The following is an 18,615-nucleotide window of genomic DNA, read 5'->3' on the forward strand; positions in this document are numbered from 1 at the left end:
TACTGAAGCGTAGCTAAAAGTTTGCTATTTTGTTTGGCTTGGATTGCTCTCAATTAATAAAAATAACAATAGGATGGCTTCTTTAGATGAAACTTTGTCACTCACTTGCCTGTTGCATGTTAGCCCTTGGCACTATCAATATAGCTCCTACATTTGCTTCTGATGCTAGCGATAAAGCCGGTTATTTTCGTTCGCCAGCGTTAAATCAGCAAACCTTAGTCTTTACAGCAGAAGGCGACCTTTGGACTAAAGGTCTTGGAGAGTCAAAAGCGAGGCGCTTAACCAGTTTACCGGCTGAAGAATTAGGTGCGACAATATCTCGCGATGGCAAGTTTGTTGCGTACGTTGCTAACTATGAAGGTTCGTCTGAAGTCTATGTTATTGCCATTGAAGGGGGGCAAGCCAAGCGCGTTAGTTTCGAAAACTCTCGTGTGAGAGTGCAAGGCTGGACGAGTGATGGCAAAGTGCTTTATGCCACTGATAATGCCTTTGGTCCCGCCAATTACTGGGTATTACGCACGGTTGATCCCTTGAGTTTAGTGACCACTGACTTACCGCTAGCAGATGCGATAGAAGGTGTTATTGACGAGCAAAACGAGTATGTGTATTTCACTCGTTTTGGCCTACAAACCACAGGCGACAACGCTAAGGTTTATCGAGGCGGCGCTAAAGGAGAGCTTTGGCGTTTTAAATTAGGCGAGAAGCAAGAAGCGCAGCAGCTCGCAGCGACACATGATGGCTCAGTTAGACAACCTATGTTGTGGCAATCTCGCTTGTATTTTATCAGCGATAGCGACGGTAATGACAATATCTGGTCTATGTCAATCGATGGCAAAGATCTGCAGCAACACACGCATTATAAAGAGTGGCAGGTAAGAAGTGCCAAACTCAACGAAGGCCGCATTGTATTCCAACAAGGCGCCGATATTAAGTTATTTGATCTCGTGGCAAATAAAGAGATAGCGGTTGATATAGAGCTTACCTCCGACTTTGCCTATAAGCGTGAGCATTGGGTCACTGAGCCGATGAAGTACGCAACTTCGACCAGGTTAACACCGCAAGGTGATAAAGTGGTTATCACGGCTCGCAGCCATGTGGTTGTCGCGTCAACGGACGGTCAAAGGCTCGTTGAAATTGCCCTGCCAGGAGATAGCCGGATCCGCAATGCGCTCATGAGCAAAGATGGTAAGTGGGTTTATGGTATTAGTGATATTAGCGGCGAGCAGGAGATCTGGCAGTTTGCCGCAAATGGCAGCGATAAGCGTAAACAGTTAACCAAAAATGGCAAAGCACTGCGCATGGATCTGCATCTGTCGCCAAATGGACGTTATTTGGCACACGATGATTATGATGGCAATGTTTGGCTGTTAGATTTAAAAAAGTCTCGAAACCAAAAGATCATTACTCAAGGTGAAGGCTTAGGCCCATATGCAGATATTGTTTGGTCCGCTGACAGCCAGTTTATGGCTTTAACCAAAGCTGAATTAGGTAAAGCGCGTCCACAGATCGTACTTTATTCGCTTAAAAAGGATAAAGCTCAATCGATCACTACCGATAAATATGAGTCGTTTTCACCTAGCTTTAGTAAAGACGGAGATTGGCTATACTTCCTTTCAAACCGTAAGTTTGTGTCCACCCCTAGTTCGCCTTGGGGCGATAGAAATTTGGGACCAATGTTCAACAAACGTACGCAGATTTTTGCTATTGCACTTAATAACAAGGCTCGTTTTGCCTTTCAAAAGCCTAATGAGCTATTGAGTGAGCCTAAAAAAGATAGCGACGACAAGGCTGAAACGCAGGTTGATTGGGATGGTTTGTCTTCAAGGTTATGGCAAGTACCAGTGCCTGCGGGAAATTATTCCTCACTGCAATTGAGCGAAGATAAACTGTACTTACTGGACAAAGACGTGAGTAGCCGTAAATCATCGTTGAAAGTGGTTAAGTTTGCCGCTTTAGGCCCTAAGGTAGAAACATTTTCTAAAGATGTAGGCTCATATACATTATCTGTCGACAGTAAAAAACTGTTTATCCGCAAGCAATCAAAGCAAGGGAAGGAGATGTTGATTGTTGATGCGGGTGACAAACTGCCAAAAGAGCTCGACCACACCAAGGTGCAGACGCAAAACTGGCAGTTAGCAATACAACCTGCAGCAGAATGGCAGCAAATTTTTGAGGATGCGTGGTTAATGCATCGAGATTCGTTCTACGACAAAAAGATGCGCGGTGTTGATTGGCAGCAAACCAAGCTCAAATACCAACCCTTAGTTGACCGCTTAACTGATCGTCATGAACTCAATGATATCTTTAAAATGATGATGGGAGAGTTGAACTCTCTGCACTCACAAGTGCGCGGCGGTGATTTTGCAAAAGATCCTAAAAAGGCCAGATCGGCTAGCTTAGGTGCCCGTCTAGAGCAGACTAAAGCCGGTGTGGTTATTGAGCATATTTACCAAGGCGATCCAGAGATACCATCACAAGCTGCGCCGTTAAATAAGATGGGTGTAGACGCAAAAGTGGGTGATGTTATTTTAGCTATTAATGGTAAGACCTTAAATAATATTGCTGATGTGACTCGCCTTATTCGCAATCAAAGCGCAAAGCAGGTGCTGTTGTTACTTAAACGTGGCAATAAAACACACCAAACTATCGTTAAACCTATCAGTGCATCTGCCAACGCCAAATTCAGATATCTAGATTGGGTGACTCATAACAGTAGCGCTGTAAATGATGCGAGCGATGGCAAAATTGGTTACCTGCATCTTTACGCTATGGGCAGTGGTGATATCGCCAGCTTCGCGCGTGAATTCTACGCCAATTATGATAAAGATGGATTGATTATCGATGTTCGCCGTAACCGAGGTGGCAATATTGATAGTTGGATAATTGAAAAACTACTTAGACGGACATGGGCATTTTGGGCGCCGACTCACGGCACACCATCAGGTAACATGCAGCAAACCTTTAATGGCCAATTAGTGGTGTTAACCGATCAACTGACCTATTCAGATGGTGAAACCTTCTCAGCAGGTGTTAAAGCGTTGGGTATTGCACCACTTATCGGGAAGCAAACCGCAGGTGCTGGAGTATGGTTGTCTGGGAGAAATTCATTAACAGATAAAGGCATGGCACGTGTTGCCGAGTATCCGCAATATGCAATGGACGGTAGTTGGATTATTGAAGGTCGTGGCGTGAGTCCAGACATCGAAGTCGATAACCTGCCATACGCCACGTTTACTGGCAAAGATGCCCAGCTTGAAAAGGCGATGGATTACTTACAGCAAGCGTTAAAGAAACAACCCAAAGTCAATTTTGTGCCGAACGTCTTACCGGTTAAAGGTATGGCTGAGGACGTAAAACAAGCTCACTAATTTTAGTCTGCCGTATCTATCATATTTAAGTGTTTCGAGCGTTATTGACCAAGTAGTTCCCAGGTTGATAACGCTCTTTTTTTTGCAAGGCAACTCCCTCCTAATCAATGCATTCTTTAAGTTGTTAAGTACCATCGCCCTATCGAAGCGAGTTTATTTAAGAAAGATATTGAGTTTTATGCATTTTTAACACTAAACTGGTTAAAAACAAGCCCGCGTCAATGGCTCTTTTTGGCGTATAAAGCACCGATTATGCATAGGGATTAATATGACGGAACAAAAGGCTACGGCTGAAGAACAGGCGCTACAGACTGAAAGCTCGCAGGCCGAAAACGCACCGATAGAAAGCAGTCAACCCGTTGAGCAAAAGAGCAATAAAATTCGTAAAGCGACCAATATCATTTTAATTATTGTTAGTTTTCTGTTTGTATTTCATTTAATTGCAGACCGCTTTATTCCTTCAACAGATTTAGGCCGTATTCGTGGCTATGTCGTCCCTATTAGCCCACAGGTTTCGGGTGAGATTATAGAAATTTTGGCTACACCTAATACCTTTATTAAGGCGGGTGATGTACTGGCAAAGATTGACACTACCGATTATGAAATTGCACTAGAACAAGCTGAGCAGTCTTTGAAGAAGGCGGGCCAGAATGTTGGGGCACAAACGGCAAACGTTGCAGCGGCGCAAGCGAAAGTGACCAATGCTCAGGCGAATTATACAAATGCAAAAGTGCAGTCAAAGCGAATTTTTACCATGGTCGAAAAGCAAGTCATGTCACAAGCGGATGCTGACAATGCTCGAGCGGAATTAACCAAAGCGGAGGCGGGCGTGGCCAGTGCAAAGGCGGACTTAGCAAAGGCTAAGGAACGCTTAGGCGCCGAAGGCGAAAATAATACCAATGTTAAATCTGCGCTGCTTAGCTTAGAAAAAGCCCAACTCAATTTACAACGCACTTCCATTACCGCGCCTACCGATGGTGTTGCCTCTAACTTCAGATTGAAAGAGGGGATATATGCTAACGCTGGCCAGCCAATAATGACTTTTATCTCTTCAGAAGATGTTTGGATTGAAGCTTATTTTAGAGAAAATAGTTTGGGTAATATTTCCGCTGGTGATGAAGTTGAGTTCGCTTTGGATTATGCGCCAGGGGAAGTTTTTAAAGCCACTGTGGGTAGCATTGATTACGGTATTGATTGGGGACAAAGTGAAGAGACAGGCAAGCTCGCACAGATCTCTGGTCAAACGGGCTGGCTCAGACAATCGCAACGATTTCCAGTCACTATTGTATTATCAAAAGAGGAAGCTGTTGGGTTACGCCGAGTGGGTGGCCAAGCTGATGTGATTGTTTACACAAAAGATAACTCATTGATTAACCTATTTGGCCGCGCTTGGATCCGAGTGTCAAGTTGGTTCTCTTATGTCAGATAGTGTCCGCGAGCAGGCGCTTATAGCTGCTGCTAATAAGGAAGCACTCGACGAGGCTATTTATACGCGTAGAGTGCTTAGGTTTACCCTCGGAATTGGTCTTGCTGTGGCCATTTCATCTATCTGGGCTTGGCCGTTAGCGTTTATCGTGCCGGTTTTCGTTGCCAAATTTTTGGTTGATAGAAAAGAGCCAACAGTGCAAACCGTCTATGAACTACTGATCTCGATGATCTGTACCATCGCTATTGCTTGGTTGGTGAGTTTTGGCCCGACGCAATATCCTGCGGTATTACTGCCCTTACTCGCAATGATGATGCTTTGGGCTTATTACCTCTTTAGCAACCCCAAGTGGAATTTCTTTGCGACGATTTTTATCGTAGCAACGCTATTATTACCTTACCTTGGTTTATTGCAGCCTGGCGCATCACTGATGGTGGGCGTTGGATTGAGTTTTTCTGGGGTAGTTGCGGTTAGCATCTTTGCACTGCTGCACGTTCTACTGCCGGATCTTTCTCCTGAGAGGGAGTCGTTGGCAGGGGCTGAACAAAGTCATGATGAACGTACTCATGAAGCTTTTCGAGCGCTGATTTTGGCCTTCCCTGTGATCTGTTTTTTCTATTTTTTAGAGATCTCAGGTGCGTTACTGACCATGATTTTTATTGCAATCCTGTCATTGCAGGCGGCAGGTGCGAAGAGCATTAAAGTCAGTTTGTTTTTACTGGTGACTAACGGTATCGGCGGAGCGCTGGCGATTGTTTTTTATAACTTATTGACGATAGTGCCAGAGTTGCCATTCTACATAGGTATGTCGATGCTTGCGGCGCTGATCTTCGGCCAGAAAATATACGCAGATCCCACTAAAGCACCATTGTTTGCAGGCATCCTTTCTGCACTATTAGTTGTTGTTGGCTCGACAGTGTCTTCTACAGACAAAGATGTCGCGGTCAATTTCTATCTTAGAATATTGCAACTTTTCTTTGTTGGTGTGTACATGGTATTTGCCTCTTTCTACTTAGAATCAAGAGATTGGAAATTCTTAAACAAGAGAAATAGTCTCTAATAATGAGTCTTTATTAATTAAATAATGGCTTGAGTCGTGCCAGCGTAAAGGAGTCTATAGGTAATGGAAAATGTCTTTATCGGTATCACCCTATTAGGCTTATTTATTCTACTCCTTGGGCTATTTTTGCAGCTCAAACGTGCTGTAAATCAAGATATCTCAATCTTTTTCAAGCTAAGAAAAAACCGTATATTTGCTGGCCTTTCACTGCTGGTATTCACCCTCATTCTGCAGTTAGTCGGTGCTATAGGATTATCTATTACCTATGATCATGAGGTTAATAAAAGTGGTGAGGCGCTAAGAACATTAACGAAAACCACAGATGTTGCCTTAAGTTCCTGGGTGAAAGGCTGGGAGTCTCGCATCACCGCAGTGTCGAGCAACCCGCTACTACAAAACCGAACCTTAGAGTTAATTACAGAGTCTGAAGCTTATGACAGCTTAATTGAAAGCGATAATCTAATATGGTCGCGAGAAGCCTATGAAAGATATAGCAGCTCTTTCGGCTCTTTAGGATTTTTCATCACCTCTTTAGAGGGGATTAATCTGTCATCGACAAGAGATGAAAACATAGCAAAAAAAATATTGTCGCGCGAAAAGTGCCTAAAATATTTGCCCGTGCAGTTGCGGGAGAAACGGTCATTACGGCACCAATACGTTCTGAAGTCGTACTGGCAAATCCGTATGGTATTGAGCAAACACAAACGCCAACCATGTTCGTCCTCAGTCCGATTCGAGATGCTAAAGGCAAAGTGTTGGCAGTGTTAATGTTGCGTATTGATCCTTATATCGAGTTTGCCAAGCTAGCCGAAAGTGCAGGGGTTGGCAAAACCGGCGAGTCCTATTTTGTGTCGCATGAAGGTTACATATTATCTCATAGCCGTTTTGAAAAAGAACTTCAATCGCTTGGATTGGTGCAACCTGGGCAGATGTCCGTATTAAACCTTAGAGTGACCAATCCCGGAAAAATACTTACGCCTGAGAGGCCTGCAAGCGCTGAGCATAATGATAAGCCGTTAACTTATAGCGCTAATCAGTTAAGTATTCGCATGGATGGTCACAACTACAAAGGCTATCGAGATTACCGTGGTAAAGAGGTTATTGGCGCCTGGCATTGGGATAGTCGTTATGGTTTTGGTGTTATCACTGAAATGGATTTGGAAGAGGCTGCAAGTAACTACTTCTTCTTTAAAAATATCATCATTGGGATTATGGCGGCGATTGTGCTGCTGTGTGTGTTGCTGTCATTTGGTGGGGTAAAGATAGGTCGATTGGTGCATGACAGGTTGCAGGTCGATAATGAAAATCTTGAGCGCCAGATTAATCTCAGAACCAAGGAGCTTAAAGATAGGGAAGAGGCCTTATGGGATCTTTACGAAAATTCGGTGGTGGCCTATGCCTCTGTGGGTCCTAACGGCAATTTTATAAAACATAATCGACAATTTTCTCTATTGGCAGGCATTGAAAGAGAAGAGTTTAGTCGCCTAAATTGGCGCGATATTGCAACAGAAGAAAACCGTCTAATTGATGATGTTTATCAGCAAGCGTTAAAGGGCATTAACACCCAAGATACCCGTGTACAACTGTATGATGCTAATGAAAAGGTGATGTTTGTTTCAATATCAACCGATCTTGCTTTTGATAGTGAAAGAAAAGTGACTGAGGTTCGTTTCTCATTATTGGATATTAGCGAGCAGGAAAATGTTCGGTTAGAAATGTTAGAAAATCAGCAGCAATACCAGGTGTTACTGGAAAATATTCAAGGCGTGGTATACCGCTATAAAATTAATATCGCCGACGGCATTGATTACAAATTGGAGTACCTAAGTCCAAATGTTGAAGTCGTTACTGGCTACCAAGATAGTGATTTCCTCGGCGAGAATCCACGGTTAAGCTTTGCTGACATGGTTGTTAAAGAAGATATGATTCTGCTTAGAAAAGCGCTAAGTAAAGCATATAAAACACACAGTTTTGTGACTCGAGATGTGCGTATTATTACCGCGTCAGATGAGCTTCGCTTTCTACAGATTAAAGCCCAATTTGTCCAGGATACCGTAGATAACGCTTGTTATTTTGATGGTACTATCTTTGATATTACCGAACAAAAACTTGCTGAAAATAGATTACATCTATCTGAAGACAAGCTCACGGTGGCAGCGGAAAGTGCGCGGATGGGGATGTGGGACTACTACCCGAAAGACAACAAAGTGGTCATTAATCGTATGTATGCCAATATGCTTGGTTACGATGTACAGGATCTTTGTATTGATGACGACCAATGGTCAGCGCTGACTAATGGTGAGCAGACATGGCTGCAGTTAATACACTCAGATGACAAGGCACTCGTCGTTGATCACTTAAGAGCACAGACTCAGTCGAACCCACAGATCTTGAAACGTGAATTTAGAATGCGCAGAAAAGATGGTAGTTATGACTGGATAATGAGCATTGGCCAAGTTCATCACTATACCGAAGATGGATATGCTGGCCGAATTAGTGGCGTGCATCTTAATATTAACGAGTCGAAAGAGCTGCAGCGGGAGTTAGCCTCGGCCATTGAAAAAGCGGATGATGCCAACCGGGCTAAGGGAGATTTCTTAGCCAATATGAGTCATGAAATTCGTACCCCAATGAATGCGATTATTGGTATGACACATCTTGCTTTAAAAACGGAGCTGACGCGTCAACAGTACAACTATATCGATAAGTCCCATCGCTCCGCCCAATCACTGCTGGGGATCATTAACGATATTCTCGATTTCTCTAAAATTGAAGCGGGTAAACTGGACCTTGAAACCATTAATTTCAGACTAGAAGATGTGCTCGATGACATTATTAATTTGATAGGGATTAAGGCGGCCGAAAAAGAGTTAGAGCTACTATTTGATATTGACCCGACTATCCCGACAATGTTGAAAGGAGACCCGCTCCGGTTAGCGCAGATACTGACCAACCTCACGAATAATGCCGTTAAGTTCACCGAAAAGGGTAGCGTCATTCTTGCGGTCAATACTGAATCACTGGCAGATGATGAGATCACCCTTAAATTCTCAGTCACTGACAGTGGTATTGGCATGACGCTTGAGCAACAACAGGATCTTTTTAAACCATTTTCACAAGCTGATGCGTCAACCACCAGAAAATATGGTGGTACTGGATTAGGGCTTGCGATATGTAAAAACCTAGCAGATTTGATGGGAGGTGAAATTGGCGTTTCCAGCGAGTTAGATATCGGCAGTCGTTTCTATTTTGAATGTGCATTCCCAATTGTCGAACATCATGACACCGCGCCGATTTATCAAGGGAATTTGGAAGATGTTCGAGTGTTACTCGTTGAAGATAACGCCAGTTCTCGAGAGATTTTATTAGCGATGTTGTCAACGTTAAAAGTGCAAGTTGATTATGCTAAAGATGGTATGGAAGCTGTTGAAATGCTTAAAGCAAGTGAAGCGTCACCCTACCAACTTGCTTTGCTTGATTGGAAAATGCCAAAGCTTGATGGCATTGAGGTTGCTCGATTTATAGAGCAGCTTCCAGCGTCGATAACGCCCCATGTGGTGATGGTGACAGCCTACGGTAAAGAGGAGCTATTGCTGGATGCTGCAAATGTGACGATTGACGCAGTGTTGACTAAGCCTGTAACGCAGTCAACGCTATGGGATGCACTACTACCCGCTTTAGGTTTTGCGCCGCGAAAACAGACTCGCTTAAGCCAAAGACAAACACGGGTGGATACCGCCTTGGCTCAACTCGCTGGAGCCAAGTTATTGGTTGCTGAAGATAACGACTTAAATCAGGAGTTGATTGTTGAGTTGCTAACCAGTAATGGTATTAGCTCTGTACTGGCAAACGATGGTCAAGAAGCGCTCGATTACCTCGCGAAAGAGGAATTTGATGGCGTGTTGATGGATTGCCAAATGCCAATAATGGACGGGTATACTGCCACTCGACATATTCGCGCACAAGCGCAGTTTGAACATTTGCCGGTGCTGGCCATGACGGCGAATGCGATGGCGGGTGACAGAGAAAAAGCGCTCGATGCAGGTATGAATGATCACATTCCCAAGCCACTTAATGTCGATGAGTTGTTCGTTACCATTGCGAAATGGGTAACGCCTAAAAATCCGGCGTTGTTGCACGGACATGTTCAAAATGAAGCGGATAACGAGGTGGATTTTGGTCTGTTTAAACATATCGATACGCAGCTCGGTTTAAGTCGTACTCAGGATAAAAGTCGTCTATACAAAAAGCTGTTGCATAAATTTGTTAGCGGGCAACAGGATTTTTCAGCGCAGGTTAATGCCAGTTTATCTGCTAATGACTCGGTGACCACGGCGAGGCTTGTTCATACATTAAAAAGCGTGTCGGGGGCGATTGGTGCGCTAAAGTTGACTAAACTTGCAGAGAGCTTAGAGCAAGATTCAGAGCATGCACAGGATAAAGCATCTGATATCACCGCTAGCGAAACTTATCCATTATTAGTGGAGGAACTTGCGCTAGTCTGTAGCGAAATAACAGTGCGGTTAGCGGAGTCGGTAGTGGTTGATATTGCCACTCAGTTTGATGCTGGAAAAGCGGCAGAGGTTCTGAATAAACTTATCGATATGCTCAACGATTTTGATATAGCAGCCACAGAACTGATCGCTGAACAACGCTCAATTTTGGCGTCTAAGCCACTATTAAACTTGTTTAAAAAATTAGAGAAACAGTTAGATGATTATGAGTTTGATGAGGCATTAAAAGTGGCAATACAGATGCAAACTCTTGTTGCTAACGAGATGAGCTGAACTGAACTCTTAGATTTTTAACGATATAGGAAGGATGTGATGGAACTACAAACCTTACTCGTCGTCGATGATACACCGGCTAACATTGATGTTTTAGCGGGTATGTTAAAGGATGATTATCATGTAAAAGTGGCTAAAAGTGGCGAGATAGCACTTAAAATCGCTAATAAGTCACCTTTGGATTTGATATTACTCGATATTATGATGCCAGGCATTGATGGTTTTGAGGTGTGCAGACGCCTTAAAAACGATCATACCACCCGCCATATTCCTATCATTTTTGTTACCGCAAAAATCACCGCTGAGGATGAATTAAGAGGGTTGGAACTGGGCGCTGTTGATTACATCACTAAGCCATTTAACCCACCGATAGTGATGCAAAGAGTACGCACTCAGTTAGCGCTTTTTAACCAAAGTAGAGAGTTAGCCATTAAGGTTAAACAAAAGACTGCGGAGCTTGCCGATACGCAATTAAAAGTCATTCAAAAGTTAGGACGAGCAGCTGAATACAAAGATAATGAAACAGGTATGCACGTCATTAGAATGAGTCATTACACCCATATATTGGCTAAAGCCGCAGGAATGTGTGAAGCCGATGCTGATATGTTAATGGCAGCGGCGCCGATGCACGATATTGGTAAAATAGGTATCAATGATGCGATATTACGTAAGCCTGGCAAGCTGACGGATGAAGAGTTTATTGAGATGAAAAAGCATGCTCAAATTGGGGCTGAGATCATCGGTGACAATGAATCAGAACTGTTACAAATGGCCAAGATAGTGGCCATTAGCCACCATGAAAAATGGAACGGTGCAGGTTATCCAAACGGATTAAAAGGGGAGAATATTCCTCGTATAGGTCGTATCGTGGCGATTGCAGATGTGTTTGATGCGCTTACTAGCGAGCGACCTTATAAGCGAGCATGGACTGTACAAGATGCGGTATCGTTACTGCAACAAGAAGCCGGTGAGCATTTCGATCCACAATTAGTGCCATTATTTATCGAGCATATTGATGAAGTGACAGAGATTATGGAATCCTTTAAAGATTAAGGGTCACTATCCACTTAGGTATCTCAGTTTACTGGCTAGCAATCATTACTTAAGCGTTCAGTCGTTATGGGTAATGCTTTTTAAATGCTGAGAGTTGCAATCGTAAATTGACGATAAAATAGCAGCTGTTTATAAAAGTAGTTCTAATGAATAAAAGTGCATTTTTAGTGAGGATGTGCTTATTTTTAAATATCCCATCAATTTTACCGTATAGCGCCACAACCAGCAGCATTACTGAGTTGTAAGGTTACCAATGCAGTTGCGCCTAAGATGTTAGTTAAAGTGATTCAACATTGGTTAAGCAAGAGAGTGATATATAGTCGAATCAATAACTTGATTCTTGTGCTATAGCTTATATACCTGAATCCAAGTTTTTAGCTGATGTCACTTTTTATGCGCGTGCGAGTTTGTACGCTCTTTTGTTTTACCAAAAGGATAAAACTATGTTCCAACTGAATAAACTTAAGCTTGCGGCAATTCTAGTTCCAGCGGTACTTGTAGGTTGCGCAACGGGAAACACTCCCGATGATAAAAAGATGAATGCTCGTGAAGAGACTCAAGCTGCATTACAAGAGATCTATAAGGAGCACCCAGAAGCCAAGTCAGCAGTCGCTGAGTCAGTCGGTTATGTTGTTTGTACTGGAAGTAATACTTATCTATTTGCACTGTCTACCGGTGGTGGCGTTTGCGTTTTACATGAGGGAGGCAAAAAATCCTATTATCGATTTGCAACCGGTGGCGTTGGCGCAGGCATTGGTTGGAAGCAACTCGCATTCGTTCAAGCTTTCATGAATAAGGAGCCTTTGACACGTTATAAAGAGTCCGGTTATGAAGGTCAAGCACAGGCTGAAGCCAGTGCTAAGTATGATGAAAGTGGCGATCAAGCATCGGCAAATCAATCTGTCGATATCTCAGGAGTCAAAACCTACCAAGTTAACTTAATGGGCGCAGCGGCGCAGGCGACGGTCCAAGGTTATAAATATTGGGAAACAGACTTTACTGATGATTTCATTGAGAAAGAAAAGTAAGCGGGTTTAACATGAGAATGCCAGGTTAACAACCTGGCTTTTTTGCTTTAAAGAGATGGCTTATTCCACTTCAAGAGCTTTAAATGAAAGCGAGAATTTACCTGGCTGCTTATCAGCGAGTAAAAAACCTACCTGCTTAATATTGTCCAGTCTTAGATCCGGAGCACTAATCGTTCGTCCTCTAAACACCGCTACAAACTCTTTTGCGTGAAAGCTCAATGCTAGCCATTGGTTTTTTTCTGTTTTAAAGGGGCGTGTGTAAGCGATAGAATCCCTTTTATCATCAGTGCGAAGTCGCAGCTGATACTCTCTTCCATCACCTTTTACTCGTATTTTTATCTGTTGTACTTCTGGCGGCAACGGACTCGATAAACTCGCTCGAGTAGAGGCAAATCCACCATTACGCTCTAGCGATAAATCACCACTAAAAGTGGCTATATCACCATCATTAATGATTGAGCTTGTCGATATCCCGCCCATAACAGAATCATTAATGATGTTCCATTTATCAGCGGTTTCTAGGACGAGTGGCTTGGCGTAACTGATTAAACTCATGGTTAGACTGCCTATTAGTAATGCAATATTGGCTGCAGAGTATCGTTTTGTTTTGGCGCTTAAAAACATCTTAATATAGCCGATTAAGCTAGGTATTAATCTAGGCATAAAAATCTCATGCTGAAGGCTTTATTAGCAATACGTTGAAGCCGCCCATTTGGATGACTCAATGAGCAGCGATATGAGTCAAATTCAAGGTTTGTTATTTTTGTAAACTTGAACTCGAAATGCATAATGCGAAGCTAGCGTTTTAGTATTGCCTAATATTCAGGGCTGTAATATAAAATCCAGTTAAGCTTTGTGAGATAACCTAAGGCAAAAAATTACAGCGATGCATGGTGTTGCACATCGCTGTAAAAGTGGCTGTTACCGGGAGGTGTTAGTTCATGGTGAGTACTTGTTCCTCGTTATCGGCCATATAACTCCACTCCTGATATTGTGGATTTTGACCTTCATAGAACCAGATAACTGCAATTAATTGACTCTCATGATTAGCAATTTTTAGCTGTTTACTGATCTTACCGTCGCTCAGTGGGCCTCTAAATAGGCAGGAGTCGAAGTTAACTGTATAGCTTCCTGCTTGATTCTGATAATCATCACAGAGTGAAAAATAGCCACGACTTTGATTACTTTTATCTACGTTGATGGTTAGCATATAAGCAGCCTGCATTACGTTGTCGGCATCGACTACTAAGTCATCTAGTGACGTTGGATCTGGTGCTGGTTCTGGATCTGGTGTCACCGGTGGCGTTATTGGTGTTGGCGTCACCGCCACAGGTGCAGGTGTTGGGCTATCACCATCACCGCCGCCGCCACCGCATGCAGTAAGAGTAATAAAGGAGAATGCGACTAGACTGCTTGGCATTGAGATAAATTTTATAAGTTGAGTTTTCATGACATTCTCCATTAATCGTTAAAGATCAGTGCTTGATTAGCATTTTCATACCAAGTTGGATTGGTGGTACCCGTGTTGTCGGCGGCAAAATCAACAAACTCGGTATAAGCGTTGTCTAAGCGTTGATTTTCTTTTGGGTGCTTCCAGGTGACAGGTATTTCAATTGCCCAAGCCATGCCATTTTTATTCTGGAAGTATTGACCAGCGCTAGGGTCGGAAGCATCTTCTCTGTAACCAAAGTAATTGCTGGAGAACTTATCTGTAGGGGCTTGGTTTTTCAGATGAACTTCCAGTTGACGACCAGGGTTTGCTCCCACTGCATTTTTAGCCGCAGAGCCATGATCGGTATTTGGCGTGGCAAAGATGAATGGGTCATAAGGGAATGCTGGAATGACACTCTCAGACACAGGGCTGTCAAATGGGATATCAAGTGACCATGTGGTTCTGAAAGCACTCTCACAGCCTGTTTCGGTGCGTAGAAATTCGCAGCCTTGTTCAAGCGTGACGTAATCAGATAAATCTTGAGTGAAGATAAAAACTGCGTTGGTTTGCCCGGTCTCTAACGGCGAACTATCTTGTGCAATGTCATCAATAGTCCAATTAATTAAAGACTCTTTAATTTTATTGCGACCAACGCCAGGCAGATGCACACCAAATCCATTGTGGTAAGCGGCTCCCATTGCAGCCAGTTGCGCTTTGAAGCCGATACGTCGCACTTTATTGTCTTTAACATATTCAATAATACGCAGCTGTACCACTACGTCATTCATATCGAAGTCACCTTGATCTGGGTACAGATCCTCATAAGCGAGGGTGGTATAAGTTGACGATGAAGGGTAGTAGTTGATGGTAACGCCTGTTTCAGTGAGAGTAACGGCGTAGTCTTCAACTTCGCCATCTCCGACTCCGCCTGTTGCAGTGATATCTTGTTGGGTACTTAAACGAAAACGTGCCCAAGTGGGTCCCTCTTTAGCCCAAGTGGGTACTTCAATACTGATAGTATTGATACCGTTATCGAGCGGTTCGCCCAAAATGATCTGTTCTTCTAAATCAAAAGCGCCATTTTGGTTCCAGTCAAACCAAGCGTTGAGGTAACCGTCTCCACCTTTTGCTGTAACCAATAATATGGCGCTTTCACCAAGCTCAAAACCTGTTGGCATTGAAACGCCGTCCTCATCATCAGAGCTGTCGCTGGCATCATCAGATAAAGGGGAGACATATCCGTCGGATTCATTATCCACTGAGGCACCGAGGTATAGGCTGTCTGACATTGCGTGTCGGGCACCATTTGATGCCAGCAGTGTCCCGTATGAATCAGGTGCATCCCCAAAATCGACTGATTCGCCAACGGTAACTTCGGCTAAAGCACATCGTGCGCCATCATTACTAGAAGAGGCGGGTCCATAAGCAAATAGCACAGCACTAGGAGATGCTTCTTCTACGTTAACTTTGTAGATATTACCGTTGCTGTTATTACTGACATATAAGTTGCCATCAGGATCAAAAAATTGTGCGCCAAATATAAAGTTACCTGAATTAGAGGTGATGACTGGGCCTAAATCGGTAGCTTCTGCGGTAGTCGTATCGATGCGAAGTAGCTTACCCGTAGAGCCATTGCTAATACTGTAGGCGTAGCCATCAGTAGGGTGAAAGGCTAAATCGGTAATATTATAATTGGCAAAATTCTTACTGCCGGGAATGATTGTCATGTTGTAACTGGCAGGGTTATCGAGTGGGATTTTAAACATCCCTTTACCTTTACGGTATCCATACCAAATGTTTTCAGTCACCGCAACGTCACCAACATAAAAATTACCTGCCGCTGCGGCGGATGCATCTTTAATAACATTAAGAGCAGCAATTTGATAATCATCGCCAGCTCGGCCCAGTGTCGCATTTGAATAATCCCAACCGTAAATATAGTTATCATGATAGTTAAAACCGACACCGTTGTAGCCGCTACCTGTGCCCATATCGTCTGACAATACGGTGTAGCTACCCGTGGCTAAGTTTACGCCGTAGCTTTTTGGAGTATTTGATTGTTTTTGAATGACAAAAGCTTCTGTTGGACAAGCGCTAAATGGCTCAGACGCATTAACATTCGCTGATATAAGAAGGCTCAGAATTAAAGGTGAACTGCAGCTAGATGAAATAGATTTGGATATTTTCATAATGCTTCTCTCGCTGTAACGTTATCAAAGTAAATTGAATAGAGCATAAGCCGTGCCAATAATTAAAATCATTATTTATCAACATTTTATGTGTTTTTGGTTTTGTTTTAAGAACTCTTATTCGCATTTTGCAAATAGAGATGACAGCTACGGGTGGGATAAAAGGGGCTAATATCTACGGATTCATGTGAATAATGGTCGAAGAGAGGGCGTATATTTTTCATACTACTTGGCTTAACTCTATATCAATGCTAAGTTTTATCGGTACGTAACATTTTATTAACTATTGTTTAGGTGGTAGTAAATTTATGTCGAAATTGCGCATAGGGATTGTGTGCCACCCCAGCATCGGTGGCTCAGGTTTAGTTGCAACGGAATTGGGTCTTGGCTTGGCAAAGCTTGGCCATGAAGTTCATTTTATTTCCAGTGTCAGACCATTCAAGCTGATTGAAGATTCTCAACGATTGTTTTTTCATTCTGTCGAAGCTATTAACTATCCGCTTTTTTCTGATCCTTTATATACCTTTGCTTTAACTGCAAAAATAGTCGAAGTTGCAGAGCAATATCAACTGGATGTTGTTCATGCTCACTACTCAATCCCGCATTCGTTATGTGCGTATCTCGCCTGTGAGATAAGTACCCACAAATTTTCTACCGTCACCACTATTCACGGCACCGATGTCACTATTGTTGGTCAAGACAAACCACTTTACCCGTTGAATAAATTTAGTATTCATAAAAGCACTAAAGTGACCACGGTTTCAGTTTATCAACGAAACTATATTTATAGCCATTTTGAAAAAGACAAAACAATAGAAGTGATTCATAACTTCATTGATCTAGCCGTTTTCACCCCAACAAGTGCCGACATTAATATCCGCCGACAAATGGCAATGGATGACGAAAAAGTGGTGATGCATGTCTCTAATTTTAGGGCGCTTAAAAATACCGATACCGTCGTTAGGGCATTTTACTTGCTACTTAGAAAGGTAAATGCTCGTTTAGTCCTACTTGGAAGCGGGCCTTATATCGATAAGATTAAAGAGCAGTGTGAAAAACTAGATATTTTGCAGCACGTCACCTTCATGGGATCGGTTACGCATGTGGAGTCATTTCTCCCTAATGCTGATTGCATGATCCAACCAAGCTATAGAGAGTCATTTAGCATGGTATTACTTGAAGCGATGGCCTGTGAAGTACCAACCGTCAGCAGCAATGTTGATGGGGTCCCGGAAGTCGTAGAGGAAGGCGTCAGCGGCTTTATGTTTGATCCGGATGATGCATTAGGGATGGCGAAAGCAATGGAAGGGATCTTGAGCGACCCTGATAAGCAGCAAGAGATGGGGCAAGCCGGTCGCCGTCGAGCAAGAGCATTATTTAGCCCTGCACAAAAAATTGGTCAATACGTGGAATGCTATTACGACGCAATTGCTGAAGATGACATTGTGCCTCTTCAAGTAAGCATCAAATAAAAGGACAGGCTGATTATGGTCGATAAAACAACGGTAGCCGATAAACAGGATGATAGCGAGCTCGCAACATCGGTGATAGAAAAACCTAAAAAAAAGATGAGCATGTCGACATTGGTTTTACTGTCATTTGCGGCCGGGATCGCTTCAGGGCTGTTCTTTGGTGAGATGCTTGCGTGGATGTCTGTTATTGGTGATGCGTTTATCAAGCTGCTTCAAATGACGATTATCCCCTATATCATCGTTTCACTTATCTCCAGTTTAGGCAGTTTAACCATGGTCCAAGCAAAGTCGCTGGGCGTTAAAGTGGGTAAGCTGATGTTGGTGATCTGGTTGTTTGGTTTGCTAACCATGTACCTGATAAAATATACTTTTCCTGACTGGCAAGCGGGTGAGTTCTTCAGTTTAACAGCGCTAGAAGATCCAAATTCGATTAACCTATTAGATATCTATATTCCCTCAAATCCGTTTTTCTCGCTGTCTAATAGTTATATCCCTGCGATAGTATTGTTCTGTGTTGCAACCGGTATTGCACTTATCTCAATAGACAAGAAAGATTCCTTGATGAGACCAATGCAACTGCTTGGTGAGGCATTTAATAAGGTCACTCAAAGCATTGTAAAACTGATGCCGATTGGTATTTTTGCCATGACTGCTGCCACGGCAGGAACCATGGACTTTGAGGAGTTTCAAAAGCTGCAAGTGTATTTTGTGGCTCATGTGGTGATGACAATAATTTTAACCTATTGGGTATTGCCAGCGATTTTAGCGACGATTACCCCTTTCTCGTACCGAGACATTAC

The 18,615-nt window shown here is 43.1% G+C and carries 12 protein-coding genes; 9 read left to right on the forward strand and 3 right to left on the reverse strand.

Translation table 11 applies throughout. The annotated features are described in order from the left end of the window. Positions 1-86 precede the first annotated feature (86 nt). The 7 genes from CXF82_RS03325 (at position 87) to CXF82_RS03355 (ending at position 12,722) form a co-directional block, all read left to right on the forward strand. Positions 87-3,368: a S41 family peptidase gene (locus CXF82_RS03325; protein ID WP_102043652.1), complete on the forward strand. Its 3,282-nt coding sequence runs from the start codon at positions 87-89 to the stop codon at positions 3,366-3,368. Between the two features lie 268 nt (positions 3,369-3,636). Then, on the forward strand, positions 3,637-4,797 hold the full coding sequence (locus CXF82_RS03330) for an HlyD family secretion protein (protein WP_101090635.1): 1,161 nt from the start codon (positions 3,637-3,639) through the stop codon (positions 4,795-4,797). Next, positions 4,787-5,854: a DUF2955 domain-containing protein gene (locus CXF82_RS03335; protein WP_101090636.1), complete on the forward strand. Its 1,068-nt coding sequence runs from the start codon at positions 4,787-4,789 to the stop codon at positions 5,852-5,854. The genes CXF82_RS03330 and CXF82_RS03335 overlap by 11 nt, the downstream gene beginning before the upstream one ends. A gap of 63 nt (positions 5,855-5,917) precedes the next feature. Next, on the forward strand, positions 5,918-6,622 hold the full coding sequence (locus CXF82_RS22530) for a hypothetical protein (RefSeq protein WP_102043653.1): 705 nt from the start codon (positions 5,918-5,920) through the stop codon (positions 6,620-6,622). Positions 6,623-7,065: 443 nt separating this feature from the next. Then, positions 7,066-10,641, forward strand: coding sequence for a response regulator (locus CXF82_RS03345; protein WP_257982720.1), 3,576 nt, complete (start codon positions 7,066-7,068; stop codon positions 10,639-10,641). A 39-nt stretch (positions 10,642-10,680) separates the two neighbouring features. Next, a complete protein-coding gene (locus tag CXF82_RS03350; protein ID WP_101090638.1) occupies positions 10,681-11,694 on the forward strand; it encodes an HD-GYP domain-containing protein in 1,014 nt (337 codons plus the stop codon). A gap of 443 nt (positions 11,695-12,137) precedes the next feature. Next, a complete protein-coding gene (locus CXF82_RS03355) occupies positions 12,138-12,722 on the forward strand; it encodes a lipid-binding SYLF domain-containing protein (RefSeq protein WP_101090639.1) in 585 nt (194 codons plus the stop codon). Positions 12,723-12,782: 60 nt separating this feature from the next. On the opposite strand, the gene CXF82_RS03360 is transcribed toward CXF82_RS03355, so the two are convergent. The 3 genes from CXF82_RS03360 to CXF82_RS03370 all read right to left on the reverse strand — a co-directional run bounded on the left by CXF82_RS03360 (position 12,783) and on the right by CXF82_RS03370 (position 16,343). After that, positions 12,783-13,385, reverse strand: coding sequence for a CIA30 family protein (locus CXF82_RS03360; RefSeq protein ID WP_257982719.1), 603 nt, complete (start codon positions 13,383-13,385; stop codon positions 12,783-12,785). Positions 13,386-13,656: 271 nt separating this feature from the next. Next, positions 13,657-14,172 (reverse strand): hypothetical protein, encoded by a 516-nt coding sequence (locus CXF82_RS03365; protein WP_102043655.1) that lies wholly within the window; start codon positions 14,170-14,172, stop codon positions 13,657-13,659. Positions 14,173-14,183: 11 nt separating this feature from the next. Beyond that, positions 14,184-16,343, reverse strand: a complete 2,160-nt coding sequence (locus CXF82_RS03370) for an LruC domain-containing protein (protein ID WP_101090641.1) — start codon at positions 16,341-16,343, stop codon at positions 14,184-14,186. Positions 16,344-16,651: 308 nt separating this feature from the next. Here CXF82_RS03370 and bshA point away from each other — a divergent pair, with 308 nt between their 5' ends. Next, positions 16,652-17,815, forward strand: coding sequence for an N-acetyl-alpha-D-glucosaminyl L-malate synthase BshA (bshA, locus tag CXF82_RS03375; RefSeq protein ID WP_232775136.1), 1,164 nt, complete (start codon positions 16,652-16,654; stop codon positions 17,813-17,815). 15 nt (positions 17,816-17,830) lie between these two features. Then, a partial coding sequence (locus CXF82_RS03380) for a cation:dicarboxylate symporter family transporter (RefSeq protein WP_145991652.1) occupies positions 17,831-18,615 on the forward strand: 785 nt, incomplete at its 3' end.

It is taken from the genome of Shewanella sp. GutDb-MelDb (genome assembly GCF_002836075.1).
Classification (GTDB): domain Bacteria; phylum Pseudomonadota; class Gammaproteobacteria; order Enterobacterales; family Shewanellaceae; genus Shewanella.

What these genes read in the sequence shown, in the direction of transcription:
- CXF82_RS03325 (WP_102043652.1), top strand. Translation starts at nt 87, where the DNA reads ATGAAACTTTGTCACTCACTTGCCTGTTGCATGTTAGCCCTTGGCACT.
- CXF82_RS03330 (WP_101090635.1), top strand. Translation starts at nt 3,637, where the DNA reads ATGACGGAACAAAAGGCTACGGCTGAAGAACAGGCGCTACAGACTGAA.
- CXF82_RS03335 (WP_101090636.1), top strand. Translation starts at nt 4,787, where the DNA reads ATGTCAGATAGTGTCCGCGAGCAGGCGCTTATAGCTGCTGCTAATAAG.
- CXF82_RS22530 (WP_102043653.1), top strand. Translation starts at nt 5,918, where the DNA reads ATGGAAAATGTCTTTATCGGTATCACCCTATTAGGCTTATTTATTCTA.
- CXF82_RS03345 (WP_257982720.1), top strand. Translation starts at nt 7,066, where the DNA reads ATGGCGGCGATTGTGCTGCTGTGTGTGTTGCTGTCATTTGGTGGGGTA.
- CXF82_RS03350 (WP_101090638.1), top strand. Translation starts at nt 10,681, where the DNA reads ATGGAACTACAAACCTTACTCGTCGTCGATGATACACCGGCTAACATT.
- CXF82_RS03355 (WP_101090639.1), top strand. Translation starts at nt 12,138, where the DNA reads ATGTTCCAACTGAATAAACTTAAGCTTGCGGCAATTCTAGTTCCAGCG.
- CXF82_RS03360 (WP_257982719.1), bottom strand. Translation starts at nt 13,385, where the DNA reads ATGCCTAGATTAATACCTAGCTTAATCGGCTATATTAAGATGTTTTTA.
- CXF82_RS03365 (WP_102043655.1), bottom strand. Translation starts at nt 14,172, where the DNA reads ATGAAAACTCAACTTATAAAATTTATCTCAATGCCAAGCAGTCTAGTC.
- CXF82_RS03370 (WP_101090641.1), bottom strand. Translation starts at nt 16,343, where the DNA reads ATGAAAATATCCAAATCTATTTCATCTAGCTGCAGTTCACCTTTAATT.
- bshA (WP_232775136.1), top strand. Translation starts at nt 16,652, where the DNA reads ATGTCGAAATTGCGCATAGGGATTGTGTGCCACCCCAGCATCGGTGGC.